Annotated in this window: 24 protein-coding genes, 1 tRNA gene and 1 pseudogene; 17 read left to right on the plus strand and 9 right to left on the minus strand. The window is 57.3% G+C overall.

Annotated features, from left to right (window positions below; all coding sequences use genetic code 11):
* Positions 1–2: 2 nt before the first annotated feature.
* The gene (locus tag J1G34_RS16825) at positions 3–1,166 is read right to left on the minus strand and encodes an S-type pyocin domain-containing protein (RefSeq protein ID WP_222994381.1); all 1,164 of its coding nucleotides are present in this window, start codon (positions 1,164–1,166) and stop codon (positions 3–5) included.
* 186 nt (positions 1,167–1,352) lie between these two features.
* Here J1G34_RS16825 and J1G34_RS16830 point away from each other — a divergent pair, with 186 nt between their 5' ends.
* Together J1G34_RS16830 and J1G34_RS16835 are read left to right on the plus strand one after the other, a co-directional pair.
* Positions 1,353–1,823, plus strand: coding sequence for a helix-turn-helix domain-containing protein (locus tag J1G34_RS16830; RefSeq protein ID WP_065892392.1), 471 nt, complete (start codon positions 1,353–1,355; stop codon positions 1,821–1,823).
* Positions 1,820–2,233, plus strand: a pseudogene (locus tag J1G34_RS16835) (PIN domain-containing protein); the annotation flags it as partial. The gene J1G34_RS16830 and the pseudogene J1G34_RS16835, both read left to right, overlap by 4 nt.
* A gap of 67 nt (positions 2,234–2,300) precedes the next feature.
* Here J1G34_RS16835 and J1G34_RS16840 read toward each other — a convergent pair.
* Positions 2,301–2,672, minus strand: a complete 372-nt coding sequence (locus J1G34_RS16840) for a PH domain-containing protein (RefSeq protein ID WP_065892390.1) — start codon at positions 2,670–2,672, stop codon at positions 2,301–2,303.
* Between the two features lie 125 nt (positions 2,673–2,797).
* On the opposite strand from J1G34_RS16840, the gene J1G34_RS16845 reads away from it, so the two are divergent.
* Positions 2,798–3,433, plus strand: coding sequence for a LysE family translocator (locus tag J1G34_RS16845; protein ID WP_122461319.1), 636 nt, complete (start codon positions 2,798–2,800; stop codon positions 3,431–3,433).
* Between the two features lies 1 nt (position 3,434).
* Here J1G34_RS16845 and J1G34_RS16850 read toward each other — a convergent pair whose 3' ends face one another.
* Positions 3,435–4,007, minus strand: a complete 573-nt coding sequence (locus J1G34_RS16850; protein WP_262411833.1) for an NBR1-Ig-like domain-containing protein — start codon at positions 4,005–4,007, stop codon at positions 3,435–3,437.
* A 349-nt stretch (positions 4,008–4,356) separates the two neighbouring features.
* Here J1G34_RS16850 and J1G34_RS16855 point away from each other — a divergent pair, with 349 nt between their 5' ends.
* Together J1G34_RS16855 and J1G34_RS16860 are read left to right on the plus strand one after the other, a co-directional pair.
* Positions 4,357–5,163 carry a 2OG-Fe(II) oxygenase family protein gene (locus tag J1G34_RS16855; protein WP_065892387.1) on the plus strand — a complete coding sequence of 269 codons (807 nt, stop codon included), beginning with the start codon at positions 4,357–4,359 and terminating at the stop codon, positions 5,161–5,163.
* A gap of 25 nt (positions 5,164–5,188) precedes the next feature.
* Positions 5,189–5,698: a LysE/ArgO family amino acid transporter gene (locus J1G34_RS16860; protein WP_262411834.1), complete on the plus strand. Its 510-nt coding sequence runs from the start codon at positions 5,189–5,191 to the stop codon at positions 5,696–5,698.
* A gap of 99 nt (positions 5,699–5,797) precedes the next feature.
* On the opposite strand, the gene J1G34_RS16865 is transcribed toward J1G34_RS16860, so the two are convergent.
* Complete coding sequence (locus J1G34_RS16865; RefSeq protein ID WP_065892385.1) at positions 5,798–6,127, minus strand: hypothetical protein; 330 nt, start codon at positions 6,125–6,127, stop codon at positions 5,798–5,800.
* A gap of 310 nt (positions 6,128–6,437) precedes the next feature.
* Between J1G34_RS16865 and J1G34_RS16870 the strand changes: the two genes are divergently transcribed.
* From J1G34_RS16870 to J1G34_RS16885, 4 genes are read left to right on the plus strand one after another with little or no spacing between them, the layout of a single operon-like run.
* Positions 6,438–7,892, plus strand: coding sequence for a DUF3375 domain-containing protein (locus J1G34_RS16870; protein ID WP_065892384.1), 1,455 nt, complete (start codon positions 6,438–6,440; stop codon positions 7,890–7,892).
* Entirely contained in the window at positions 7,889–8,554 is a 666-nt protein-coding gene (locus J1G34_RS16875) for a DUF4194 domain-containing protein (RefSeq protein WP_065892383.1), read from the plus strand. The genes J1G34_RS16870 and J1G34_RS16875 overlap by 4 nt, the downstream gene beginning before the upstream one ends.
* The gene (locus J1G34_RS16880) at positions 8,551–11,910 is read left to right on the plus strand and encodes an ATP-binding protein (protein WP_222994382.1); all 3,360 of its coding nucleotides are present in this window, start codon (positions 8,551–8,553) and stop codon (positions 11,908–11,910) included. Before J1G34_RS16875 ends, J1G34_RS16880 begins: the two co-directional genes overlap by 4 nt.
* Complete coding sequence (locus tag J1G34_RS16885; protein ID WP_240996956.1) at positions 11,907–13,109, plus strand: Wadjet anti-phage system protein JetD domain-containing protein; 1,203 nt, start codon at positions 11,907–11,909, stop codon at positions 13,107–13,109. Before J1G34_RS16880 ends, J1G34_RS16885 begins: the two co-directional genes overlap by 4 nt.
* 115 nt (positions 13,110–13,224) lie before the next feature.
* Here J1G34_RS16885 and J1G34_RS16890 read toward each other — a convergent pair whose 3' ends face one another.
* From J1G34_RS16890 to J1G34_RS16900, 3 genes are all read right to left on the minus strand, one after another.
* Positions 13,225–13,593 carry a cupin domain-containing protein gene (locus J1G34_RS16890; RefSeq protein ID WP_128876136.1) on the minus strand — a complete coding sequence of 123 codons (369 nt, stop codon included), beginning with the start codon at positions 13,591–13,593 and terminating at the stop codon, positions 13,225–13,227.
* 131 nt (positions 13,594–13,724) lie between these two features.
* Positions 13,725–14,057: a hypothetical protein gene (locus J1G34_RS16895; protein ID WP_222994383.1), complete on the minus strand. Its 333-nt coding sequence runs from the start codon at positions 14,055–14,057 to the stop codon at positions 13,725–13,727.
* Positions 14,058–14,108: 51 nt separating this feature from the next.
* Entirely contained in the window at positions 14,109–16,490 is a 2,382-nt protein-coding gene (locus J1G34_RS16900; RefSeq protein WP_222994393.1) for a PAS domain-containing protein, read from the minus strand.
* Between the two features lie 419 nt (positions 16,491–16,909).
* Here J1G34_RS16900 and J1G34_RS16905 point away from each other — a divergent pair, with 419 nt between their 5' ends.
* Both J1G34_RS16905 and J1G34_RS16910 read left to right on the plus strand, forming a co-directional pair.
* Positions 16,910–17,869: a hypothetical protein gene (locus J1G34_RS16905; RefSeq protein WP_065898239.1), complete on the plus strand. Its 960-nt coding sequence runs from the start codon at positions 16,910–16,912 to the stop codon at positions 17,867–17,869.
* A 660-nt stretch (positions 17,870–18,529) separates the two neighbouring features.
* On the plus strand, positions 18,530–18,838 hold the full coding sequence (locus J1G34_RS16910; protein WP_065898238.1) for a DUF3077 domain-containing protein: 309 nt from the start codon (positions 18,530–18,532) through the stop codon (positions 18,836–18,838).
* 165 nt (positions 18,839–19,003) lie between these two features.
* Here the strand turns inward: J1G34_RS16910 and J1G34_RS16915 are convergent.
* Positions 19,004–19,088: transfer RNA gene (locus tag J1G34_RS16915), tRNA-Leu, on the minus strand.
* Between the two features lie 108 nt (positions 19,089–19,196).
* Here J1G34_RS16915 and queA point away from each other — a divergent pair.
* The 6 genes from queA (at position 19,197) to J1G34_RS16945 (ending at position 25,270) form a co-directional block, all read left to right on the plus strand.
* On the plus strand, positions 19,197–20,246 hold the full coding sequence (gene queA, locus J1G34_RS16920; RefSeq protein ID WP_065892377.1) for a tRNA preQ1(34) S-adenosylmethionine ribosyltransferase-isomerase QueA: 1,050 nt from the start codon (positions 19,197–19,199) through the stop codon (positions 20,244–20,246).
* Positions 20,247–20,251: 5 nt separating this feature from the next.
* Positions 20,252–21,367: a tRNA guanosine(34) transglycosylase Tgt gene (gene tgt / locus J1G34_RS16925; protein ID WP_162303237.1), complete on the plus strand. Its 1,116-nt coding sequence runs from the start codon at positions 20,252–20,254 to the stop codon at positions 21,365–21,367.
* 43 nt (positions 21,368–21,410) lie between these two features.
* The gene (gene yajC / locus J1G34_RS16930; RefSeq protein ID WP_003175975.1) at positions 21,411–21,749 is read left to right on the plus strand and encodes a preprotein translocase subunit YajC; all 339 of its coding nucleotides are present in this window, start codon (positions 21,411–21,413) and stop codon (positions 21,747–21,749) included.
* Positions 21,750–21,811: 62 nt separating this feature from the next.
* The gene (gene secD, locus J1G34_RS16935; RefSeq protein WP_065892376.1) at positions 21,812–23,680 is read left to right on the plus strand and encodes a protein translocase subunit SecD; all 1,869 of its coding nucleotides are present in this window, start codon (positions 21,812–21,814) and stop codon (positions 23,678–23,680) included.
* A 9-nt stretch (positions 23,681–23,689) separates the two neighbouring features.
* Positions 23,690–24,604 (plus strand): protein translocase subunit SecF, encoded by a 915-nt coding sequence (secF, locus tag J1G34_RS16940; RefSeq protein WP_065892375.1) that lies wholly within the window; start codon positions 23,690–23,692, stop codon positions 24,602–24,604.
* Positions 24,605–24,727: 123 nt separating this feature from the next.
* On the plus strand, positions 24,728–25,270 hold the full coding sequence (locus J1G34_RS16945; RefSeq protein ID WP_005791197.1) for a glycine zipper 2TM domain-containing protein: 543 nt from the start codon (positions 24,728–24,730) through the stop codon (positions 25,268–25,270).
* 222 nt (positions 25,271–25,492) lie between these two features.
* Here the strand turns inward: J1G34_RS16945 and suhB are convergent, their stop codons facing one another.
* Positions 25,493–26,308, minus strand: a complete 816-nt coding sequence (gene suhB, locus J1G34_RS16950; protein ID WP_003175971.1) for a type III secretion system regulator SuhB — start codon at positions 26,306–26,308, stop codon at positions 25,493–25,495.
* Positions 26,309–26,336: the final 28 nt, after the last annotated feature.

Here is a 26,336-nt window from a genome sequence, read left to right on the forward strand (position 1 = left end):
ACTTACTTTTCTATACGTCTTTCATCTTTCGCCGGCCCCCGCCGCTCGCCGGTATAGGGATCAAATGACCCTAGATGTTTCACATCACTGTATCGGTAGACTTCCAGCTCACCTTGTTCTGAATCCCACTCAAAAAGTCTCTTTCCTTTCGCATCCTTCCAGCGCTCCCGAAGCCCGCCACCGTTGCGTTTTCGCGTCTTTCTCTTCTGTTCTATCAAACCAGGGAAGCCAGTAATGTCCTCGGTCTTGGGCGCCGGGTAGTAACCATAATCTGGATTTTTCGAGCCCTTGCGAGTCTCATTTACCACCAGATACAGCGGCCGAACCCCCGACCCCACCGGGAACACCAGAATAAAATCCCGGTACTCCGGCGGATAAACCGGATTCACCAGAATCTGCGCGGCCTTCTCCGTCGGCGGGTAAATCCAGATCACCGGCGCTTGCGGCGCAGCCTCCAAGGCTGGAATTCCCAGCGTGTCACTGGGATCAACCGCAGGCGTCCAGATCAACTCGACTCCCTCACCCAAATCCGCCACAAACTGCTCGTCGCGGGCTTGGAACTGCACCACATCGATCATCTGCCAACTCGGATGGTTGCCGGTGTAAAAGCCATACCCCTTGAGCGTACCGTCCTCGCGTTGTTCTACATGCAAACGCATCTGCGACCGCGCCCGCGCCATCGAGCGCAACTGCTCCTCACTGTAGAGCGCGCTATCACCCATCTCAGACGGCCAGGCCAGCGCCACCAAACCGGCCAACAGGCCACCGGCGACAGACCCGACGGCAGTCGCCGCCGATTCCCACACTGCAGAGCGCAACGCCAACTGCCCCAAGCCGGCGGGCAACGCGCTGCCGCCGATCCTGCGCAAGGCCACCGCGCCTCGGCCGTCCAGTTCGCGCCCACCCAGCAGGCTGAAATGGGCGTACTCCTTGACCAACTCCAGCGGGACATAACCGGTGGGGTCTGCGTAGCGGGTGAAGCCGTCCGGCAATTGGCAGGGCTTGATAAAGACGCAGCCGACAGGTTTTGCCGGCGTGGGGGCTGGGGCAGGGGAGGGTTCGTATAGATCAATCGCCGGCGAATAGGGGGCCCGCGACGGTTGCGGTGTCAGGATTCGCTGTCTGCGTAGCGCTTCTTCAGTCGGTGGATAAGAACGTTCTGACATGACCGGCTCACTTCCTTGTGCGAGGGAGTGAGCCTACGGGGGGATATCACGGGGCTGGAATTGGCAGTGTTCGATGGGGAGTGTGGGAAAAGTAGACAGTAACTTCAGCGGGTTTCGAATATTGCGATTTTCGTTTGTTTCGTTTAGCTTGAGCTCAATTGAACTACGTGACGACGGAGCAGCATCATGATCACCCCGCACCTCCCTAAAACAATTCCTCCGCTGGAAAAGGAAGTCGAAGCCGCCGTTCAGGGCCAGCGCGAATTGGCCTCATTGCTGTCGACCAAATTCGACACTCAACGCATCGATATCTTCGACAAAGAAGACAAACCCCACTCCCTTGTACTCCCCACATCCGCGCTACGTCTGCTGGTTGATATTTTGGGTGAGCTGGCGCTGGGCAATGCCGTCAAGGTTGTACCCGTCCATGCTGAGTTGACCTCCCAGGAAGCTGCCGACCTGCTTAACGTTTCACGCCCGCACCTGGTGAAGATGCTGGAAGAAGGCGCCATTCCTTTTACGAAGACGGGTCGCCATCGGCGTATCCGGTTTTCAGATTTGATGGCGTTTAAACAGCAGCGCGATGCAGAAAGCCAAGAGGCGATGGAGGCGTTGGTACGGCAGGCTCAGGAGTTAGGCATGGGGTATGACCTATGAGGTGTTCGCCGTTCACTGCGGTATACGATGCTTGTGTTCTTCACCCGGCAGCACTCCGGGATCTGTTGATGTGGCTGGGATTGTCTGGTCTGTATCGAGCGCGATGGACCAGCCAGATCCATGAAGAGTGGAAGCGCAATGTGCTAAAAAATCGCCCCGACCTTACTTCGGAGCAAGTGGATAACACTTCAACGATGATGGACAAGGCTATACCCGACGGGCTGGTGACAGGGTATGAGGAGTTATGTTCGAGCCTGGATTTGCCCGATCCTGATGATCGTCACGTACTGGCGGCGGCGATTCGTAGTAAGGCGGAGGTCATCGTTACGTTCAACTTGAAAGACTTCCCATCGCATATCTTGGCTGCTTATGACATTGAGCCAATGCACCCACATTTTTTTGATCGGGATGCAGTAGCCGAACCGTGTTGGTAGTAAAAAAGACCTTGGCACACCGAGGTCTCTTTTTGTCCGCTGATCAAGTCAGCAGATGCTTTGAAATCAACCGTGAAATCTCGACAATCGACGTCTTTCCGGTAAATTCAAACTTCACCTTGCCCAACGACGAAAAGTAAATCTCCAGCTCCGAATCCAGATCGAACGTACCCGACGTCTCCACCGAATACGCCACGATGTTTTTGTACGGCAGCGACGTAAAATCCTTCTTGCTGCCGGTAATTCCCTGCACATTCACCGCGATGATGCGCTGGGTGGTGAACACCACGCCGTCGCGCATGGCCTTGTACGCATCCACCACTTCCTCGCCATCGAGCAGCAATGCCGCCACGCGTTCGGCGTATTCGTTGTTCTGTTTGAGCTTGAAGAAGCCTTTGTTGTTGAAATCAATCATGTGCCTGCCCTCGGGTGAATGGTGCGCTCGGTGTATGACGTTTTGCGCGCGGATCTGTATCTGACGCGCGCGGTTTGAACGCCCTACCATGGCGTCCAACCTTACAGCGTTGCAGGAGCCAAATCATGCCCGAACTGTCCAGCTGGCTTGCCTATGCGCTGATATCCCTGGGCATGGTGCTGACGCCCGGCCCGAACATGATTTACCTCATCTCACGGTCGATCTGCCAGGGGCGCGTCGCCGGGTTTATTTCCCTGGGCGGCGTGGCGTTGGGGTTTCTGGTTTATATGTTGTGCGCGGCCTTGGGGATTACCGCGTTGGTGATGGCGGTGCCCTTTGCCTACGACGCGCTGCGGTTTGGCGGGGCGCTGTACCTGGCCTATCTGGCCTGGCAGGCGCTCAAGCCGGGTGGCCGTTCGCCGTTCCAGGTGCACAGCCTGCCCCAGGACAGCCCGCGCAAACTGTTCACCATGGGCCTGGTGACCAACCTGCTGAACCCCAAGGTTGCGGTGATGTATCTATCGCTGTTGCCCCAGTTCATCGACCCGAACGGCCATGGCAGTGTGCTGATGCAATCTCTGGTGCTGGGCTTCACGCAGATTCTTATCAGCGTGAGCGTGAATGCGGTGATAGCCACCCTGGCGGGCTCCATCGCCGTATTTTTCGTCACCCGGCCGGGCTGGCAGGTGGTACAGCGTTGGCTGATGGGGTCGGTGTTGACGGGGTTGGCGGTGCGGATGGTGGTGGAAGGGCGCAAGTAGCTCAGCGCGTCATCACGTTTACGATCACATGCAAAATGAACTCAGGGCCGTAGCACGGTTGCCCATGTTCATCCTCGATCCGCCAGATGGAAGTGACTGCGCAGGTTTCCTTGGGCGCGGCGAATTCCATCGTGATATGCACGGGTTGGCCAGGCAGTGTTTCTGCGATGAGGATTTCGTTGTTAAGGCTGCGCAGATGCGTGTCCATGACGACTTCCAATGGCGCGCCCATGGCGGTGCGCCGTGCGATGACGTACTCACCGTCAACGCGCACCAATCTTCGTCCACGCCATGGACGTGTGCCGAGGTTCTGGATTTCCCAGGTCTTATGAAAAGTCTCACTGGGCATTACCACGGTTTGATCGGGGGTGGTGACGTCTGCATTGAATACGGCGATGTCACCGGGGTCGAGTAGACCGATGGCGCGGTTCGTGGCTGCAGTTGAATAAGCATCGACGGGTGCGCCAGTCAGGTCGGCAAAATAGCGAAACAGTAGCAGCGGTGAAACCTGAAGCGCCTTGGCGAGTTTGATCAGGGTGCGAACCGAGGGATCTTGAGATACGCCGCTGGCCAAGCCGTACAGATAGGTTCTGGAAATTGCGGCTCCCTGGCCAGGGTGGTCATGGATTTACCCAACTCTCGACTGCGTCGTACAACGAGGGAGCGGAGGGTGTCGCGAGTTCGTATGCTCATATTCGATTGCTATCCCTAGTGCTTGGAAAGGCCCACACGTTGTTCGCCAAAAAAGACAACCTGACCACCGTTGCGGGTAACACGCAATGCACACTTGCGACCTGCTGGTGATGTTGTGAAGGACATGGATTGGTCGCTTTCTGGTTGGCTATATCCAGTGTCGTAGTTTCTCGCATGCTTGCGAACCTAGTGTTTGTTGTATTCCTTTACGTCTACCTTTGGATATAGCGATGACTCAATTAAAGACGTGCTGCGCTTCCATTGCTCGATCAGGTTTCGGCACTTTGCAATTACCGGAAGCCATGCTGCAGGACTACAAACAAATTGTTGATGGATACTCAGCAATATCCCATGCCACCAAAGCGTCATTTTCTTTCAGCCAGGACACTGACGGTTTTTTCCCTTTCGGTGCCGAATACTCAAGTGTTGAGGAACATCCTGACCTCTGTGAGCGATTCTGTTATTGGCAGGCGCATGCGTCGAAAAGAAATGGTTTTGAATTTACTCGGAGCGATTTTTTTGCGGCTGTAGAAATTTTTGAGCGCCAGGTCAGCGAGTTGGCTCAAGAGTTGATGGACGGTATATGCAGCGAGTTTGGAGTATCTCCACTTGCCCCTTTTCGCTCGGCGTCCTACGTGCAGTTGTGTGTTTATCGTGCTCAGGCTGCAAGCATTGAGCGGCGGTTCGTCCAGGACCCCCATGAAGATGGTCACATGCTGTCGCTTATCAAGCCTAGCCGCGAAGGGCTGGTGTTGGTGAAGGGGCTCTCGCTTGAGCCGGTGCGTCTTTTGGAGAATGAGATTGCGGTGCTGGCAGGGTCTTTACTCACTGAGCTGTCCGATCACGCAATTCCTGCGGCTTATCACGCGGTCCTCGCACCTCAGAAGCCGGTGGACAGAAGCTCGTTGATTTATTTTGTTAACCCGAATCCTGAGCAAGTGCTGACCAGCTTTTTCCGCAGGCAGAGAATCGATTTGAGTCGTTCCGTAAACGCCCGTCACATCGGCTTCGGTAATCAACCTATTCAACTCCTGTAACTATCTCCTCGGGCACGGACACTCCATGGCTCCCTACTTCAGTGCGCTCTACCTCGAAGGCTTGCTTTTAGGTATGGGTTTGTTCGCCGCCCCCGGCCCCAAAGACACCTTGGTAATCCGCCAAGGTGTCAGCCGTGGTCCCGTCTGGGGCGTGGTCGCAATTTGCATAGTGGCCGACGTCCTGCTGATCGCTCTCGGCATCACTGGGTTAGGTTCGATTTTAGAGCGTCGTCCAACATTGGTAGCGCTGTTGCTACTCTCCGGCGCGGCGTACTTGCTCTGGTTCGGTGCTCAGCGCCTATTGGCTTGCCTGCGTGATCAATCGATGCCGGACACCCACGGCGGGAACTCGCAACGGGGGTTGTTGCGCACGGCGGTAGTGCTGGGGTTCGCCAACCCCTACGCATGGCTTGATACGGTGGTGCTGATCGGTTCCATTGGTGCTGCGAAACCGGCAAGCCAGCAAGCACTGTTTGCCGCGGGCGCCATGACGGCATCGCTTATATGGTTCGTGGTGCTGGCGCTGGGCTGTTAGCGGTTGACGGGGTTGTTTCGAACGCCGGCAGTCTGGCGTTGGTTGGACGCGGGTGTTGCGATCTTGATGGTGTATTTGGCCAGTATGCTGATCGCCGATTCACTGGATGTCTTTGAGGTAGTCCTTAAGTAGGCTGAGTGGCAAGGACAGTTCATCAAGGTGAGAGACGCCTTGAACATCAGCGGATAGTTTTTGCAGTTCTCGCCCCAGTACCGTGTCGGTACCGCCTAAGGCAATCAATGCTTGTGCAATGCACTCATCAAGCTTCACCTGAATCCCCGCCAAATCCCCCTGGCGCACCAACAACCCAAACACCTCGCGGTCGTACGCTTCCATCACCGGATCATCGCGCAAAACCGGGCTGCCGCCGTCCGTCTCGTGCACCAGCTTCAGTGCATAAAGCGCAACCGCTTCCAGCGTCAATTCCATGGTTTTGGTTCCTGCGGTTTTGGGGGAGGGCGATGATCACTGTTCTGCGCGGGAAAAAAAAGACCCTGATGTTTTGAACCGTTTGGTTTGCGTACTCTTTGCCTTACAACTTTAAACGCGAAACCACAGTACACAACTCTCCCGCCAGCAGTGAACTGTCTTCTGCCGTCACCGCGATGTCTTCTATGGCCTCAACCTCGCACCACTTAGCGATACCTGTCCGTTCGGCTAGTTGCGCTAGTAAAGGGTGGAAAAAGTCCATGATTCGCGCCACTGTTACCCGCTGATCAACCCTGCAAATTGGTGAGTGATGGATTACGCCACCCTTGAAAGCTTGCGCACGCACCATCCGGCCTGGCGCCTCTTGCGTTCGGACCATGGGCCGCTGGTTGCGAGTTTTTTACATCGTGCTTTTGTCGCGACCAACGTTCGGACTGTTCCTGCTGCCGATCTGGCCGAGTCGCTGGAAGACGAGCTCTATGTCTTGCGCCGGCAGCTGGATGACGATGTTTTCCCCAAGTCTGCTTTGCAGTACCTCAATGAATGGGCCAGTCCGGAAAAAGGTTGGCTGCGCAAGTTCTATCGTCAAGACGATGATGAACCGCAATTCGACCTGACCCCGTCCACCGAGAAAGCCATCGCCTGGTTGGCCACCCTCGCCGAGCGAGGATTCGTCGGTACCGAGTCGCGCTTACTGACGCTGTTCGAGCTGCTCAAGCAAATGAGTGAAGGCAGTGAAACCGACCCGGCCAAGCGCGTTGCCGATTTACGTAAGCGCCGTGATGAGCTGGATGCGGAAATCGCACAAATTCTGCGCGGTGACGTGCCGCTGCTTGACGATACGGCGCTCAAAGATCGCTTTCAGCAATTCACGCAGTTATCACGGGAGTTGCTGGCTGACTTTCGCGAGGTCGAGCATAACTTTCGTCTGCTCGACCGCCGTGTGCGGGAGCGGATTGCCTTGTGGGAAGGTGCCAAAGGCGCGTTGCTCGAACAGATCATGGGCGAGCGCGACGCTATTTCCGATTCGGACCAGGGCCGTAGTTTCAGGGCGTTTTGGGGCTTTTTGATGTCGAGCAGTCGTCAAGAGGAATTGACGCGGATGCTTGACCGTGTGCTGGCCCTGGCACCGGTGATGGAACTCAAGCCGGATATTCGTACCCGGCGGGTGCATTACGACTGGCTTGAGGCCGGCGAGCACACCCAGCGCATGGTCGCGCAACTGTCCCAGCAATTACGGCGCTTTCTGGACGATCAGGTCTGGCTGGAAAACCGCCGCATCATGGATATTTTGCACGGGGTTGAAGCCAAGGCGCTGGGCCTGCGTGAGCAAGCGCCGGCAGGGGCGTTCATGGACATGGCCGACGTGGCCGCCAGTATTGAATTGCCCATGGAACGCCCGCTGCACACCTTGAGCGTAAAGCCCGACTTTGCCGGTATCGCGGTGCAAGTCGGCGACGAACATATCGATATCAGCGCATTGTATAACGACCAGACGGTCGATCTGGTTCGGTTGGCCGCTCATATTCAGCAAACCTTGCAGCTACGCTCGCAAGTTACCTTGCATGAGCTGACTCGGTTGCGGCCCTTGCAGCAGGGGTTGGCCGAATTGGTGGCGTATCTTCATTTGGGCAGTGAAACCTTTACCACCGTTGTCGACGACACTCAGGACGAGCCGATTGCGTGGGTCGCGACGGATCGTGATGGCCATTCGGTTCAGAAGCACGCACGGTTGGCGCGCGTTATTTTTGTGAGGCAAGGATGAGCGAAGAGCAACCCGCATCGGGTGAGGTCATGGACAGTGGCGCGGCGGATTTGTCGACGCTGCTGGTTGTGCTGCTTAAAGGGGTGATGTATCACGAAGCCGACGAGCGCTTGTGGAGCGTATTGCTCAACTTGCAGACGCGGGTGCGCGACTACGTGACCGTGTTGGGTTTGGAGCTGATGCTGGATGAGGCCGAAGGCTACGCCTTTTTGAGGAGCCGAACCGAACCTGCAGACGATGAATCGACGGTTCGCGTACCGCGCCTGATTGCGCGCCGGCCGTTGTCATTTCCGGTCAGCCTGCTGCTGGCCTTGCTGCGTAAAAAACTCGCGGAATTCGATGCCAGTGGCGGTGAAACACGGCTGGTGCTGACCCGCGATGACATCGTCGAACTGATTCGCGTGTTTCTGCCCGACAGCAGCAACGAAGCGCGGCTGGTCGATCAGATTGACACGCATATCGGCAAGGTCGTCGACCTGGGTTTTTTGCGGCGTCTCAAGAGCAGCAGCGGCCCCCTCAGTTATGAAGTACGGCGCATTCTGAAGGCGTTCGTGGATGCTCAGTGGCTGTCTGAATTCGACACCCGCCTGAGTGAGTACCGTGCCCATCTGTGCGGCGAGAGCCCTGCCGCGCCACACAGCGAACCGGAGGTGGTTCCATGAGTGACTTATTGCTACCCGAGCTGGACTTTATCGGCGATGACAGCCTTTCAGGCTTTCGCCTCAAACGCCTGGAAGTCTTCAACTGGGGCACCTTCGATCAACGCGTGTGGACGCTGTTGCCCGAGGGCAGAAACAGCCTGCTGACAGGCGATATCGGCTCAGGCAAGTCGACGCTTGTGGATGCGTTGACCACCCTGCTGGTACCCACTCAACGGATTGCCTATAACAAGGCCGCCGGCGCAGAAAACAAAGAGCGCAGCCTGCGCTCCTATGTCCTGGGTCATTACAAATCCGAGCGCAGTGACGTCACCGGTGCCGCCAAACCCGTCGCCCTGCGTGACCACAACAGCTACTCGGTGATTCTGGGGGTGTTTCATAACGCCGGTTACGATCAGACGGTCACCCTGGCCCAGGTGTTCTGGATGAGAGACGGGCAAAGCCAGCCCGAGCGCTTTTACGTCGGCGCTGAGCGCGACCTGTGCATCACCGCGGACTTTGCCGACTTTGGCTCGGACATCCCGCAACTGCGCAAGCGCCTGCGTAACAGCGGGGCGGATATTCAGGACAGTTTCCCCAAATACGGTGCGTGGTTCCGGCGCCGCCTTGGCATTGATAACGAGCAGGCCCTGGAGCTTTTTCATCAAACCGTCTCGATGAAGTCGGTGGGTAACCTCACCGATTTTGTGCGCAGCCACATGCTTGAACCCTTTGATGTTGCCGCGCGCATCGCTGCGCTGATCGCCCACTTCGATGATCTGAGCCGTGCCCATGAGGCCGTGCTCAAGGCTAAGCAGCAGCGCGTGTTGCTGGAGCCGCTGGTGGCCGATTGCGACAAGTACCAGGGCCTGTGCGCAGAGCAGGACGGCTTGCGTGATTGTCGGGAGGCGCTCAAGCCCTGGTTTTCCGAACTCAAGCTGACGCTGTTGGATCGACGCCTGCAACTGCTGGCTCAGGATCAACAGCGGCTCGGCGCGCAAAAGGAGCGTCAGATCGAGCAGCGTGATCGTCAGCGCCAGGACGTGGAATCCATCAAGCGGGCGGTGGCCGAGCAGGGCGGTGATCGTCTCGAGCAGTTGGCGATAGACATACGCAAGTACGATACCGAGCGCGAACGCCGCCAACAGCGAGCGCAGCGCCACGGGCAATTACTTGCCGCTGTGGGCGAGTCACCGATTGACGATGAAGCGGCGTTCACCCGTCTTGGACAACAGTTGCAAACCCGTCGAGAACAGTCGGGCACCCAGGAAGCCGACCTGCAAAACCAGATCACCGAATGGGGCGTCTCGTTGCGCCAGGGCCGGCTTGAGCACGCGGCACTGGAGAGTGAAATCACCAGTCTCAAGGCGCGGCGCAGCAATATCCCCGATGCGCAGATCAAGTTGCGCACGGCCATGTGCCTGGCGTTGGGGTTGGCGGAAGACGTCATGCCCTTCGTCGGCGAACTGTTGCAGGTGCGCGAAGACCATCGCCCGTGGGAGGGCGCCATTGAGCGCGTGCTGCACAATTTCGGCCTGGCGCTGTTGGTGCCGGATGAACAGTACAACCAGGTCGCCGCCTGGGTGGATAAAACCCACTTGGCGGGTCGCCTGGTGTATTTCCGCGTACGGTCCGGTCGGCAGTCCGATGCGCCGGATCTGCATCCACAGTCGCTGGTGACAAAACTCAGTGTTAAACCCGACTCGGCGTTTTACGCCTGGCTGCTGCGCGAACTGAGCCATCGTTTCAATTACGCCTGCTGCGACACACCGGAACAATTTCGTCGAGAGGTGCGTGCCCTGTCGTTGTCGGGGCAGATCAAGGGCGCTGGTGAGCGGCATGAAAAGGATGATCGACATCGGCTGGATGACCGCAGTCGGTATGTGCTTGGCTGGAGCAACGCGGAAAAAATCGTTGCGCTTGAGGCGATAAAAGAACGGCTGCAAGGGCAATTGGCCGATATCGGCGCACAGATCGCCAATGCCGAAAAACGGCGCAGCCAGTTGCGTCAGCAGCTTGAATCGTTGGCGGCGCTCAATGAATTCACTGACTATCGGGACATTGACTGGGCGGAGTGTGCAACCCTCGTGGCGCGCTTGCAGGATGAAAAAGCCACGCTGGAAGCGGCCAGTGACACCTTGCTGCAACTGACCGCCCAACTGAAAACCATGCAAGACACGCTGGGGCAGACGGAAGAAGAAATCTCCAGGCTCGACAAGGAATTGGGGAGCGTGCAGGCCAAGCACGAAGTCGCCACCGCGCTTCGCGTCGAAACCTTCAACTTGATCATCACGATCGCAGACGCCACGCGGCTCCACCTGGAGGCCCTGCGTGCCCAGGTGCTGGGCGAGCGGCTGTTGACCGTTGAATCCTGCGATAGCGCCGAACGCGAAGTGCGTGAAGCCCTGCAAGGCAAAATGGACGCCGAAGCCAAAGCACTGGAGCGTCTGCGCGACAAAATCATCCGTGCGATGGCGGCGTTCAAGGAAGCCTACAAGCTGGAAACCAACGAGTTCGATGCCGACCTTAACGCCGTCGACGAGTACAGCAACCTGTTGGATCAGCTCATCCGTGACGACCTGCCGCGTTTTGAGCAACGCTTCAAGGAACTGCTCAACGTCAACACCATCAATGAGATCGCCAACTTCAACGGGCAACTGGCGCGGGAGCGGGAGACCATCAAGGAGCGTATTGACCTGATCAATCAATCCCTGGGGCAGATCGACTACAACCCCGGCCGCTATATCGTGCTGGAGTCGCAACTGAGCCCGGATGCCGACATTCGCGACTTCCAGATGCAATTGCGCGCCTGCACCGAAGGCGCCTTGACCGGCTCCGAAGACGCCCAGTATTCGGAGAGCAAGTTCCTGCAAGTCAAAACCATCATTGATCGCTTTCGCGGGCGCGAAGGGCTGACTGAACAGGATCGACGCTGGACCGCCAAAGTGACCGACGTGCGTAATTGGTTTCTGTTCGCCGCCAGCGAGCGCTGGCGCGAGGGTGATCGCGAGCACGAGCATTATTCCGACTCGGGCGGCAAGTCGGGTGGGCAGAAAGAAAAACTGGCCTACACCATTCTGGCGGCCAGCCTGGCTTATCAGTTCGGTCTGGAATGGGGCGCCGTGCGTTCGCGCTCGTTCCGTTTTGTGGTGATCGATGAAGCCTTCGGCCGCGGCTCCGACGAATCGGCCGAGTACGGCCTGAGGTTATTTGAACAGCTCAACCTGCAATTGCTGATCGTCACCCCCTTGCAGAAAATCCACATCATCGAGCCTTTTGTTTCCAGCGTGGGCTTTGTGCAAAACGAGGGCGGCAAGGCCTCCCGGTTGCGTAATTTGTCGATTGAGGAGTACCGGGAGCACCGAGGCGATTTGTCATGATGAACTGGACTACGGTGCAGGACCTCAAGCAACAGATGCTGCGTCTTTGGTTGCGCGGGGACTTACTGCGCGCGCTGGTTGCAGGGCCGCCCTGGGAGCCACGCCGACTTGCGCTGAAAACGCCGGATACGACTCAGTTAAGTGAACACTTCGAAGATGTCCGCAAGTGGGTCGCACAGCTCAGTGCTGTCGATGGTATTCGCATTCAATGGCGGGACATCAACCATCGGGTTATCGGTTTGCAGCGGTTACCGGCGGCGGTGTGGCTGGACTCGGCCGAAGATGCCATTAAGCTGATCGGCAAACAGATTGAGCTGCAAGCCTTGCGCGGCATGCTTGAGCTGACCCTTCAGCGGCAACCCTCGCTTGTCGGCTGGCTGGGCGTTCGGCCTTTGCAGGCCGTAGAACTCGCGCCGCATTGGCCGGCGCTTTTGGAGGTCGTGGCGTGGATGAAGCAACACCCATATCCCGGAATCTACCTGCGACAGGTCGACATTCCGGGCATCCATACCAAATTCATCGAAGGCCACCGAGCCGTCTTGAGCGAATTGTTTGATCGAGTGCTGCCGGAGCAGGCTATCGCGACACAGTACAAAGGCGCCTCGCAGTTTTGCGCTCGCTACGGCTTCCTTGAAAAAACCGCCGTACTTCGCTTTCGTGTGCTCGACTCTGGCTTGGCCCTGCTGCCCGGGGCTGACTTGCCGGACATCACCCTCGACGCCGCGAGCTTTTCCCGGCTGCACATCGCCGTAACGCGAGTATTCGTGACCGAAAACGAAACCAATTTCCTCGCCTTTCCGCCTGTGCCAGAGGCCATCGTGATCTTTGGTAAAGGCTATGGCTGGGAAACCCTGGGACGTGCCGAGTGGTTGTCGCGCTGCACGATGTATTACTGGGGTGATATTGATACCCACGGCTTTGCCATTCTTGATCAACTGCGGCGCAAGTTTGGGCATGTCGAATCGTTATTGATGGACCGCCAAACCCTGGAGGCCCACAAGGAGTTGTGGGGGCAGGAGAGCCGGCAGGTGGCTCACGATTTGCCCTTTCTTACGCCAGAAGAGCGTGGGTTGTTCGATGAGTTGCGCGACAACAGGCTGGGGAGTGGGGTCAGGTTGGAACAGGAACATGTGGGGTTTGGTTGGTTGGAGAGGGCGCTGAAATCGATAAGCCAGTCACCGAGTTCGCGCCTTTGTTGATGTCGCTAATTTGCTTGACGGAACTTGCCCCCCTGTAGGAGCGAGCGTGCTCGCGAAAAACCTCAACGATAACGCGCCCGTCAGCTTTATTGATTCGTATGATCCAAAGGCAGCCCTAGATCCACTGATCATTCAAGGCGGTCCGGTCCCCACCTTCGTGACCGGTGTTCAAGATGCCACGTGGCTCGATCATCATCAGCTTGGCTTCGCCTTCGGCGGCCGTGCGGTGCTCTACGCCGCGAGGGACCACATACAGTTCGCCTGGCACCACATAGACCGGGCCGTCGGCAAGGTCGATACGCAGCGTGCCTTCCAGTACCAGGAATGCCTCGTCGGTTTCGGGATGGGCGTGCCAGATGAATTCGCCTTCGATGCGCACTACCTTGAACTGGTAGTCGTTCATTTCGGCGACGACCCGTGGGCTCCATTGTTGCTCGATCAGTGAGGCTTTTTGGGCGAGGTTTATAGGACGTGTCTGGACCATGACGGGTACTCGTGGTGGTGGAGAGTCGTCAGGTTAGCGAGGGGGAGGGTGGGAGAGCTTGTACGATCTTGCAGCACTACGCTGGGCGATTTGTGATCGTTCCCACGCAGAGCGTGGGAACGATCAGGGCTTTATGGCGTGTAAGCCTGCCGCACCCTGCCGGCGAGCCACGATAGCGCTATCGCCGGAATCGCAAGAAAAGCCGCATACAGAATGCCGACGCCCAGCAACGGGGAAACACCAGAGGTAACCAACATCACCGGGATCTGAGCAAGCATTACGACGGCGCCTGCGGACCACTGGGCGTTTTTCAGCAGGGCTCCAAGAATCACCGACAGAGCAAGCGCAGCGGGATAGATGAGGGTCCAATAATTAGCCAGGTCCCATGGCTCTTTAGTCCCCGTAACTGCTGAAACAACAGCCCAAAAAAATAGGGAAACAATACAGGTAGCGGTGAATGCCATGATTTTCCTGTTTCACTTTGTCCAAAGACCGTTGGACGCAATCGAAATTTATTATGATCGCAGTGAAGCTCTGCGCTTCACCACGTTGGCAAGCAAACTGGAAAGCGATTCGATTGAGTAAGGTTTCTGCAATAGCTCAAACCGCTGACCACCCGCTTCAATTTTGGCGAACTCGGAGCTGTAGCCTGTGGTGAGGACCACGGGCAACCATGGATAAAGTACTTCGATACGTTCGAACAACTCGATCCCGCTCATGCCGGGCATCGTGATATCTGAGAAGACGACATGAAAATTTTCCGGATTAGGTGAGAGCGCGATAAGCGCTTCCTGCCCGCCAGATACCCAGTGGACGGTATAACCCAGCTGCTGCAGGGTGTCAGAAGTGAAAGTCCCGATATCTTCATTATCCTCTACAACCAGCACTGCATATCCCTCGCCGCACTCCGTAACTGCAGGTGCGGCATCAATGGTCTTTTGCACGAATGCCTCGACCCGTGGCAGATATAGAGTAAACGTGCTGCCAACACCCTCACAGCTACTGACCAGGACCTCTCCGCCTGATTGCTTTGCAAACCCGAAAACTTGAGATAGGCCGAGCCCGGTGCCCTGCCCAACACCTTTGGTTGTATAGAACGGCTCAAAGATGCGCTCTAATTTGTCTGCAGAAATTCCTGTGCCGGTATCAGATATAGAAACAGTTACGAAATTTCCAGGACGCTCGGGGTGTGAGCGTACTGCGGGGAGCGATGTATTCGTATTAACGTTGATTGAAAGCTCCCCGACACCGCCCATTGCGTCCCGAGCGTTAACGAGCATGTTTACCAGCGCGGTCTCGAACTGGCTTACATCGGCATTGATAAAACACGGCTCATCACAGATATCGATGGTCACACTGATCCGTGACCCAGTGAGCGTGTCCATCATTTCGCCTATTCGCACAACACTCTCGCCAGCGTTAAAGATTTCCGGTTGCAGCTTTTGTCGTCGTGCAAATGCCAACAACTGGCTCGTCAACCGCGCCGCGCGCTCTACCGTACTTGAAATCGCTTTGATGTATTTATCGCGGCGATCCTCTGATAGGACTGGGCTGCTGAGAAGATCTGTACAGGACTTGATAACCGTCAGTAGATTATTGAAATCGTGGGCGACACCACCCGTGAGCTGCCCAATAGCTTCCAGCTTTTGCGATTGCCGCAGCGCCTCCTCTGAAAGCTTCAATGCCTCGTTGGCATCTTCCTCCGCTTGAGTATCCCGGCCAACAGCGTGGATAAAGTCTTTATCCGGCACCGCCGTCCAGGAGATGGTGCGATATGAGTTATCCGAATGCCGGTAGCGATTCTTGAAAGTAGGGAAATGCTCCCCTCGCTTCAGATCGGTCATCGCATCAATCGTCCGCTCCAAGTCATCAGGGTGAACGAAGTCAAGAAACTGGCTATTTATGAGATGTTCTTCAGGCCATCCCAACGTTTTACTCCACGCAGGGTTGACCGCCGAGATTTTCCCATCGAAATGAGCGACCAGCATGAGGTCTGCGGAAAGCCGCCAAATGCGATCTCGGTCCCGGGTTTTCTCGACAACTTGCTGCTCCAACGACTCGTTGAGTTTGGCCAATGCATTTTGGGCATCACGCAGGGCTGTCATGTCGCGAGAGACACTAAGGATTTTTTCAGGTTTCCCATCCGAGCCAAAAATAGGACTGACTTGAACGTGCCACCATTTCAGCGTCCCACCCATGGTGAAAGCAGATCCCATAAAGCTGGCACTCTTACCTTCGCGAGCAGATTGCACGGCAGCCTTGGCATCCACGTTTCCCTGATCCTGCCAGAAGTCAGGCCACGGGCAGCCGCGTATTTCGTTGAAATCGCTGACTTCCATGATCTCTTTACCCAACTCGCTCATGAACGTCAGGCGGGCGTCCAGATCCAGTACCTTGATGCAGTCGTTTATGCTCGCGAGAACACGGTCGGTGAATGCCTCGTTCTCCTCCAGTTTCAGCGCTCCGTGCACCTGCGTCGTGGTTTCGTGGACAAGGCAGAACATTCCCTCAGGCTTTCCAGTATCCCCATGCAGTGGCGAAAACGAGAATGACCAGAAAGTCAGCTCGGTCACCCCCTCTCGAACAAGTGTAATCGGATGGTTTTCAAAGCGGCTTGCCTGCCCCTGGAGCGCGCTTTGCGCAATGGTGCGTACTTGCTCCCATGCCTGGCCCCAAATCAAATGAATCGGCGCGCCCAAGGCAACTTCTGGCGCGCATGGGAGATTGATGAGGTAAGCGTCATTGAAGAACAGTTGTAACGCGTCTCCCCACACGAGGTACATGCTCTCGGGTGAGTTCAGCATCAGACTGAGTGAGCTTTTGAGCGCCATAGGCCAAGATTCTCTGGCCCCCAGAGGGGTTGCAGACCAATCCGTTTCGCGTATGAGGCGCCCCATATCTCCGCCGCCGGCAGGGAGGTCAAACGAAACCATGTACTTGAAAGCTCCCTCGGCCAAAAGATGGCCAATACGCTGCGAGAATAGAGCGGGCATGATGTCATTTATGCCCGCAGCACAGCCATCTATAAAAAAACCTGGAGGTGCCTTCGGTCGGGTTTGGAGTCAGGTTCTGGTGCTGTGTTCAACGTAATGCGTGATCCGAATATGAGCCCAATGAACCTCCAGGAGCACCGTGACGATTCACTTCTGGACTTGGCCTCAAAAATACTTACCCAGAATGACTGGAAAGACGGTAGCGCTTGGCTAGCCTGTGTGATGGTACTAGTGCCAAACACGTCCAGCCTCGGTAGAGCGGGCCAAGTAGTACGCAGTCATTAAGAGATGAGGCTCAACACGAATCAAGAAGGATCATCTCGATGCAGATACTCAAGCTATCCATAAACGTCATGTTAATGGGCGCTCTAGCGGGTTGTAGCGCAATTACTTACCACAAGTCATTTAATGAAGACAGGGAGGGGTATACGAAGTTCGAACTCCAGTCCTCTGCGATCCGTCTCGACCGTACGGAGCCAGCAAAGGGAGAAAGCGTAAATGTTGTAGCAGGGACTGGTGCGGTTAACAGTGACAAAGGCGACAAAACCGCTACCGCCGCGCCAGCGGGAAAGCTGGTTTTGACCTCAGTACCCACAGCCTCATCAGCTCATCGATACGCGATCGAGTCCACAGACTACTGGTTTTGGAGAACCACTCATCTGGGTATCACCAAAAGGCCGGATACGGATCAAATTCAAGCAGTTACGATTAACACAGAAGACAACTTAGTCAAACTGATCGAGAACGTGGGGGCTGCGGGTGTTGGTCTTGTTGGACTGCTTGCTTTCACCGGGGAGGTTGTAGATACCACAACTGCGTTGCCTGACGCGATTGATCTTGAGCCAGAGCTGACGGCGAGAGCAGAGAAGCGTAACGAAGTAATAAAAATACCGCTGATCTTTGCTGGCGGTATAGCCGGTGATGTCTTTATTGAGCCAGTGGCCCGCGACGCTATCGAAACCACGAAGTTTCTTGCGAACGATAAGACGAAGAGCGATGTGCTGATCTACTCGGCCTGTCGCAAAGCGACGGTTGTGCTCAAAGAGGGCGATGAAACTCTGAGGTGGGCAGTTGTTGTTGCTGACCCGAACTATGTGCAGACACTGAAACTCCCCGAAAAAGGTAAGATGACGGCCCATCCTGGCTGCGGCTTTGATTCATCGAGCGACCCGTCCTCGGTTGCGTCGGCTTCGGCGGTATTCAATGAAATTGTGGGGCAGACTAAGGCGATCATCGACGCTAAAAAAGCTGCCAAGAAAGCTGCGGCCGGGGGTGGAGGCTAGAACCTGCTACTGTGGCTGAAAGGTCTAGTGGAATGAGGGGCAGATCACGTTTGAAATAACGGTGGTTTGACCCCGGTTTTATACTAGGGTTTGCATCCGGGCGTAAGTCATAGCAAACCGACGTCGCCCCTTCTGCCGCAAGCGCTAACGATATCGCTCTGCCAATACCAGAGCTTGCTTCTGTCACTGTAGATGCATCAGCGGTCTGTCGGAGCATCACTTGCCGGTTAAGGCTTAGTAGAGGGCTGATCACAATTCTGCTTGAATTGATAACCTCAGCCTGACTATCGGAAACTTTTCGCCACAGATCCCAGCTTTTAGATCCGCGCGTTTCTGAGCTACCTTCCCACCGTCACTGCAAATTCAGTGACCGGGTCTGATAACCCGTGGAACAATAGGCGCTCAAGCGTCTCCAGCACCATGCCGGCGCTTTTTTTTGCGTCCGCACATCCGTGTTATGGCGGCTGTGCGCGGGAGGCCTTCGGGCCTGCCGGGTTCCTATTGTCCCGGTTTATCAGCCTGCGCACAGCTGCCACCCTTTCGCCTGATAACGAATGTGGCAGCTTCTCGACATTAGGAGCTAAAACTCATGAGCGTTTCTGATAGGTCATATCCTCGCAATTCCTTATCCTGCATCTCCACCCACCTGGGAGGTGCCCAATGATCAACCCACCGCTCAACAAAACCCTAGGCGTCATCACCTTCTCCACCTGCGGCAAACAGCCCAACCTCCACCGTCTATTCCGCGTCAATGCCGGCGTACCCATCCGCGATGCCCTCGAGCATGCCTCCGAGCTCCTCCATTGTTCAAAAATGCTGGCATTGGATGCGGCCATGGATAACAGCGCAGATCGCTATGCCTGGGCAGCACATTATTTGGGCGAGATGGCGAAGGCGGTGGTGGATGATTTGGCGAATGGGATGTTGCCGAATGGGGTGACGGAGGAGGGGGATTCGGTTGGTGTGTAGGCAGGTGGTTTGAGGGTGTTGGGGCTGACGCAGTCGCAGGCAAGCCAGCTCCCACATTTGGATCGTGTTTCAGGTTGGTAATGGGCGGCAAGCAATGAATCAGCTGTCGCCCACTTTTCTACAGACGAAAAAAAAGACCTTGAATTTCAAGGTCTTTTTTTAAGATGGTGCCCCGAGGGAGACTCGAACTCCCACTCCTTTCGAAAACGGATTTTGAATCCGCCGCGTCTACCAATTCCGCCATCAGGGCTCAATGGCGGCGAAGTATAGAGAGGTGATTACCGTTGGTCAATCACGTTTCATGGTCAATTTTGACTATTTCCGCTAGACTTCCCGGCCCTGCTAGACGAACCCCATCATGCGCGTTGCTGACTTTACTTTTGAGCTCCCTGATTCGCTGATCGCTCGCCACCCTTTGGCCGAGCGTCGCGCCAGTCGACTGCTGACCCTGGACGGGCCGAGCGGTGCCCTCGCACACCGTCAATTCACTGATTTGCTTGAGCATTTGCGCCCAGGCGATTTGATGGTGTTCAACAATACCCGGGTGATTCCGGCGCGGCTGTTTGGCCAGAAAGCGTCCGGCGGCAAGCTGGAAATTCTGGTGGAAAGGGTGCTGGACAGCCATCGCGTGCTGGCCCATGTGCGCTCCAGCAAGTCGCCGAAACCGGGGTCGAGCATCTTGATTGATGGCGGCGGCGAGGCCGAGATGGTGGCGCGGCATGATGCGTTGTTTGAGCTTAAGTTCGCCGAGGAAGTGTTGCCGCTGCTGGAGCGTGTCGGCCATATGCCATTGCCTCCTTATATAGACCGCCCCGACGAAGACGCGGACCGCGAGCGCTATCAGACGGTGTACTCGCAGCGCCTCGGTGCGGTGGCGGCGCCGACGGCCGGGCTGCATTTCGACCAGCCGCTGCTGGATGCGATTGCCGCCAAGGGCGTCGAAAGCGCCTATGTGACCCTGCACGTGGGGGCCGGGACGTTTCAGCCGGTGCGTGTGGAGAACATCGAAGACCATCATATGCACAGCGAATGGCTGGAAGTCGGCCAGGACGTGGTGGACGCGGTTAACGCGTGCAAGGCGCGCGGCGGGCGGGTGGTGGCGGTGGGCACCACCAGCGTGCGCTCGCTGGAGAGCGCGGCGCGCGATGGTGTGCTCAAGCCGTTCAGTGGTGACACCGATATCTTTATTTTCCCGGGCCGGCCGTTCCATGTGGTCGATTGCCTAGTCACCAACTTTCATTTGCCGGAATCCACGCTGTTGATGCTGGTGTCGGCCTTTGCCGGTTACCCGGAAACCATGGCCGCTTATCAAGCCGCCATCGCCAACGAGTACCGTTTTTTCAGCTACGGTGATGCGATGTTCATCACCCGTAACCCGGCGCCGCGCGGCCCTGAGGACAACTTATGAGTCGTATGTCGTTTGAACTGCTGGCCACCGACGGCAAAGCCCGTCGTGGTCGCCTGACTTTCCCGCGCGGCACCGTGGAGACCCCGGCGTTCATGCCGGTCGGCACCTACGGCACCGTCAAGGGCATGCTGCCCCGTGACATCGTCGCCACCGGCGCCGAGATCATCCTCGGCAACACTTTCCACCTGTGGCTGCGCCCGGGCACGGAAGTGATCAAGAAGCACGGCGACCTGCATGACTTCATGAAGTGGCAGGGTCCGATCCTCACCGACTCCGGTGGTTTTCAGGTGTTCAGCCTGGGCGCCATGCGCAAGATCAAGGAGGAGGGCGTGACCTTCGCCTCGCCGGTGGATGGCTCCAAAGTGTTCATGGGCCCGGAAGAGTCGATGCAGGTGCAGCGCGACCTGGGCTCGGACATCGTGATGATTTTCGACGAGTGCACGCCGTACCCGGCTGACGAAGACGTGGCGCGCATCTCCATGGAGTTGTCGCTGCGTTGGGCCCAGCGCTCGAAGAATGCCCACGGTGACAACACCGCGGCGCTGTTCGGTATTGTGCAGGGCGGCATGCATGAAAGTCTGCGCAAGCGCTCGCTGGAAGGCCTCGACAAGATCGGCTTCGACGGCCTGGCTATCGGCGGTCTGTCGGTGGGCGAGCCCAAGCACGAGATGATCAAGGTGCTCGATTACCTGCCGGGCCTGATGCCCGCAGAAAAACCTCGTTACCTTATGGGCGTTGGCAAACCGGAAGATCTCGTAGAGGGTGTGCGCCGCGGTGTGGACATGTTCGATTGCGTGATGCCAACCCGTAATGCCCGCAATGGGCATCTGTTCATTGATACAGGCGTGCTGAAGATCCGTAACGCGTTCCATCGCCATGATGATTCGCCGCTCGATCCGACCTGCGATTGCTACACCTGCCAGAACTTCTCCCGTGCTTATCTGCACCATCTGGACAAGTGCGGGGAAATGCTGGGTAGCATGTTGAATACCATCCACAATTTGCGTCACTACCAAGTCCTGATGGCTGGTTTGCGCGAGGCTATTCAACAGGGTACATTGGCCGCCTTCGTCGATGCCTTCTATGCCAAGCGCGGGCTCCCTGTGCCGCCCTTGGACTGAGTTTCCCGACCCTAAGATTCACTATTTGCAACTGGAGTGCTAAATGAGCTTTTTTATCTCTAACGCCATGGCTGACGCCGCCGCGCCTGCTGCTGCCGGCCCGATGGGCGGTGGTTTCGAGTGGATTTTCCTGGTCGGCTTCCTGGTCATCTTCTACCTGATGATCTGGCGTCCACAGGCCAAGCGCGCCAAAGAGCAGAAAAACCTGCTCGGCAGCCTGCAGAAAGGCGACGAAGTCGTGACCACTGGCGGTATCGCCGGCAAGATCACCAAGGTTTCCGATGCTTTCGTGGTACTGGAAGTCTCCGACACCGTAGAAATGAAGTTCCAGAAGGGCGCCATCGCCGCCACGCTGCCAAAAGGCACGCTCAAAGCGATCTGAGTAACAACCTTTACCAATCGACGGGGCGCGCAAGGCGCCCCGCGTTATAAGCGGGCGGCGTGATGCTGAACAAATACCCTCTGTGGAAATACGTACTGATCCTGGCGGTGCTGGCGATCGGTTTTATTTATTCCGCTCCCAATCTCTATCCTGATGACCCGGCGATCCAGATCTCTGGCGCCAGCACTTCGCTGCAGGTCAATCAGGCTGATCTGGAACGCGCGAGCAAAGCGCTGACTGACGCGGGCATCCAGGTTAAAGCGGCAACCTTGGCAGCTGGTTCCAAAGGCGGCTTGTTGCGCCTGACCAAGCAAGAAGACCAATTGCCGGCCAAGGATGTCGTACGCAAGGTCATGGGTGACGACTATGTTGTCGCGCTCAACCTGGCACAGACCACGCCACAATGGCTGCGCAGCATTGGCGCGCACCCGATGAAGCTGGGTCTGGACTTGTCCGGTGGTGTGCACTTCCTGCTGGAAGTCGACATGGACAAAGCCCTCGACGCACGCCTGAAAGTGTATGAAGGCGATGTGAAGAGCCTGCTGCGCAAAGAAAAACTGCGTTATCGCAGCCTGCCGCAGCTCAACGGTGCGATCCAGCTGGGCTTCGCTGACGAAGCTTCCCGCGAACAGGCCCGTGCGCTGATCCGCAAGAACTTCAACGACTTTGACATCGTACCGGCCGACCTCAATGGTCAGGCGGTGCTGCGTCTGGCAATGAGCCCGGCCAAGATCGCGGAAATCCGCGAATACTCCATCAAGCAGAACTTGACCACGGTGCGTAACCGCGTCAACGAGCTGGGTGTGGCTGAGCCGATCGTGCAGCGCCAGGGCGCCAACCGCATCGTGGTTGAACTGCCGGGCGTGCAGGACACCGCTGAAGCCAAGCGTATCCTGGGTAAAACCGCCAACCTGGAGTTCCGCCTCGCGGCTGAGCCGGGTGCTACCCGCGCGACTTCCGAAGAGTTCGAGTTCCGCGAAGGCAACCGTCCTCCAGCGTTGATCGAGCGTGGCTTGATCATCACCGGTGACCAGGTGACCGATGCCAAGGCCGGTTTCGGCGAGCACGGCACGCCTGAAGTGAACATCCGCCTGGATGGCCACGGCGGCGAGCTGATGAGCCGCGCCACGCGCAGCAACGTCGGTCGCAGCATGGCGGTAATCTTCATCGAGCAGCGTCCGGTTACCACCTATACCAAGCAGATGGTCAACGGCGTTGAGAAAGACGTGCCGGTACAGACCTTCAAGGAAGAGAAGAAGATCATCAGCCTGGCGACCATCCAGTCGCCGCTGGGTGCGCAATTCCGCATCACTGGCCTGAACGGCCAGGGCGAATCTTCCGAGCTGGCCCTGCTGCTGCGTGCCGGTGGCCTGGCGGCGCCGATGTACTTCGCTGAAGAACGCACCATCGGCCCGAGCCTGGGTGCCGACAACATCACCAAGGGTGTCGATGCGGCGCTGTGGGGCATGTTGTTCGTGTCGCTGTTCATCATCGCCATCTACCGCTTCTTCGGCATCATTGCCACCGTGGCCCTGGCGGGCAACATGGTGATGCTGCTGGCGCTGATGTCGCTGCTGGGCGCCACGCTGACCCTGCCGGGTATCGCCGGTATCGTCCTCACCATGGGTATGGCGGTGGACGCCAACGTGCTGATCTTCTCGCGGATCCGTGAAGAGATCGCGGCGGGCATGACCGTACAACGTGCAATCAACGAAGGCTTCGGCCGGGCATTTACCGCGATTCTCGACTCCAACCTGACCACTCTGCTGGTCGGCGGGATTCTCTTTGCCATGGGCACCGGCCCCGTCAAAGGTTTTGCGGTGACCATGTCCCTGGGTATCTTTACCTCGATGTTCACGGCCATCATGGTGACCCGCGCAATGGTCAACCTGATCTTTGGCGGGCGTGACTTCAAGAAGTTGTGGATTTAAGGGGCTGCCATGTTACGTACAATCAACTTCATGGGCGTTCGCAACGTTGCGTTCGGCGTCACCGTGCTCCTTACCGTTCTGGCGTTGTTCAGCTGGTTCCATAAGGGCCTGAACTACGGTCTGGACTTTACCGGCGGTACGCTCATCGAGCTGACCTACGAGAAGCCGGCCGACGTCACCCTGGTGCGCGATGAGCTGGTCAAGGCCGGCTATCACGAGGCGGTGGTGCAGAGCTTCGGCGCCACTACCGACCTGCTGGTGCGCATGCCTGGCGAAGACCCGCAACTGGGTCACCAGGTTGCCGAGGCCTTGCAGAAGGTCGGCGGCGACAACCCGGCCTCGGTCAAGCGCGTAGAGTTCGTCGGCCCGCAGGTGGGTGAAGAACTGCGCGATCAGGGCGGCCTCGGCATGCTGATGGCGCTGGTCGGCATCATGATCTACCTGGCCTTCCGCTTTCAGTGGAAGTTCGGGGTCGGCGCCATCGTGTCGCTGATCCACGACGTGATCGTGACCGTGGGTATCCTGGCGTACTTCCAGATCACCTTCGACCTGACCGTATTGGCCGCCGTGCTGGCGATCATTGGTTACTCGCTCAACGACACCATCGTGGTATTCGACCGGGTTCGCGAGAACTTCCGTGTACTGCGCAAGGCCACGTTGATCGAGAACATCAACATCTCCACCACCCAGACCCTGCTGCGGACCATGGCGACGTCGATCTCCACCTTGCTGGCGATCGCGGCACTGATGATCTTCGGTGGCGACAACCTGTGGGGCTTCTCCCTGGCACTGTTCATCGGTGTTCTGGCCGGTACCTATTCGTCGATCTACATCGCCAACGTGGTACTGATCTGGCTGAACCTCAACAGCGAAGACCTGATCCCTCCGGCCAGCACTGGCAAGGAGGTCGACGACCGTCCTTGATGGGCGTTTGTTGATCGGCGGTACAAAGAAAGGCACGAGATTGAACTCGTGCCTTTTTTTTTGCTCCAAGGCTGGGTATAGCGCGGATCTTTCGGTCCGCTTGTGATGGTCAGGAGGTTCAACGTGAACAAGTCGTTGCTGGTTGGTGCGGTATTGGGTGCTGTCGGTGTGACTGCCGGGGGCGCTGTTGCCACCTACAGCCTGGTAAAAAGCGGCCCTGAGTATGCGCAAGTGCTGGCGGTACAGCCGGTAAAAACCCAGATTAAAACCCCGCGTGAGGTCTGCAAGGATGTCACCGTGACCCGGCAGCGTCCGGTGCAGGATCAGCATCAAATCGCCGGTACCGTCGTAGGCGCCCTGGCAGGCGGCCTGCTCGGCAACCAGATTGGTGGTGGTAACGGCAAGAAGCTGGCAACGGTCGCCGGTGCGGTCGGTGGCGGTTACGCGGGTAACAAGGTTCAGGAAGGTATGCAGAACCGCGATACCTACACCACTACCCAGACTCGCTGTAACACCGTGAATGACATCAGCGACAAGGTTGTGGGCTATGACGTGCGTTACAACCTGGATGGCAAGGAAGGTACTGTGCGTATGGAGCGTGATCCAGGCGGCCAGATTCCGGTGGACAAGGAAGGGCGTCTGATTCTGGGTCAGAACCAGCAGTAATCCAGGGCCAGGCACAGATTCAAAAAACTGTGCAATTCAACATGTGGGAGGGGGCTTGCCCCCGATAGCGGTGGGTCAGTTGATGCTTGGTTGACTGACACTCTGCAATCGGGGGCAAGCCCCCTCCCACATTTGATCTGTATTGCTGCTGATGGATGGGCCTGGCTCAAATCCCAGGCATAAAAAAAGCACCCCTCGGGGTGCTTTTTTGTGCGCGCTCGCTTAGCGCTTCAGCGAAGCCGGCAGGTGCGGCTGGATCGCCGTCAGCACTGCCTTGAAGCATTTGGTGTTGCCGGCAACCACGTGGCCTTTCTCCAGAAAGTCGTGACCGCCGGTGAAGTCGCTCACCAGGCCGCCCGCTTCTTGAATCAGCAGGGCGCCCGCAGCCATGTCCCACTCGGACAGGCCCGACTCCCAGAACGCATCAAAACGACCGGCGGCCACGTAGGCCAGGTCCAGGCTCGCTGCGCCAGCGCGACGGATGCCGGCAGTCTGGCCGACCAGGGCGCGGAACATGCCCAGGTAGTTTTCCAGGTTGTCCATCTGGTCGTCACGGAACGGGAAGCCGGTGCCCAGCAGGGCGCCGTCCAGGCTGGTGCGGCCGCTGACACGCAGGCGGCGACCATTGAGCTGGGCGCCACGGCCACGGCTGGCGGTGAATTCTTCCTGGCGAACCGGGTCCAGCACCACGGCGTGTTCCAGGCGGCCGCGGTATTTGCACGCAATGCTTACGGCAAAGTGCGGGATGCCACGCAGGAAGTTGGTGGTGCCATCCAGTGGGTCGATGATCCACAGGTAGTCTTCGCCTTCGCCGCTGCCTTTGTGCAGGCCGGTTTCTTCACCGAGGATGCCGTGGGTCGGGTAGGCCTTGCGCAGGGCGTCGATGATTTTCTGTTCGGCGGCGCGATCCACCTCGGACACATAATCCTTGGCGTCTTTTTCGTCGACCTTGATGGTATCCAGGCGCTCGATGGAGCGGAAGATCAATTCACTGGCGCTGCGGGCGGCGCGCAGCGCGATATTCAGCATGGGCTGCATGGATAGGTCACCTAAGGTTGTTAAAGAA

Source organism: Pseudomonas sp. Wu6 (genome assembly GCF_019891515.1).
Classification (GTDB): Bacteria; Pseudomonadota; Gammaproteobacteria; order Pseudomonadales; family Pseudomonadaceae; genus Aquipseudomonas; species Aquipseudomonas orientalis_A.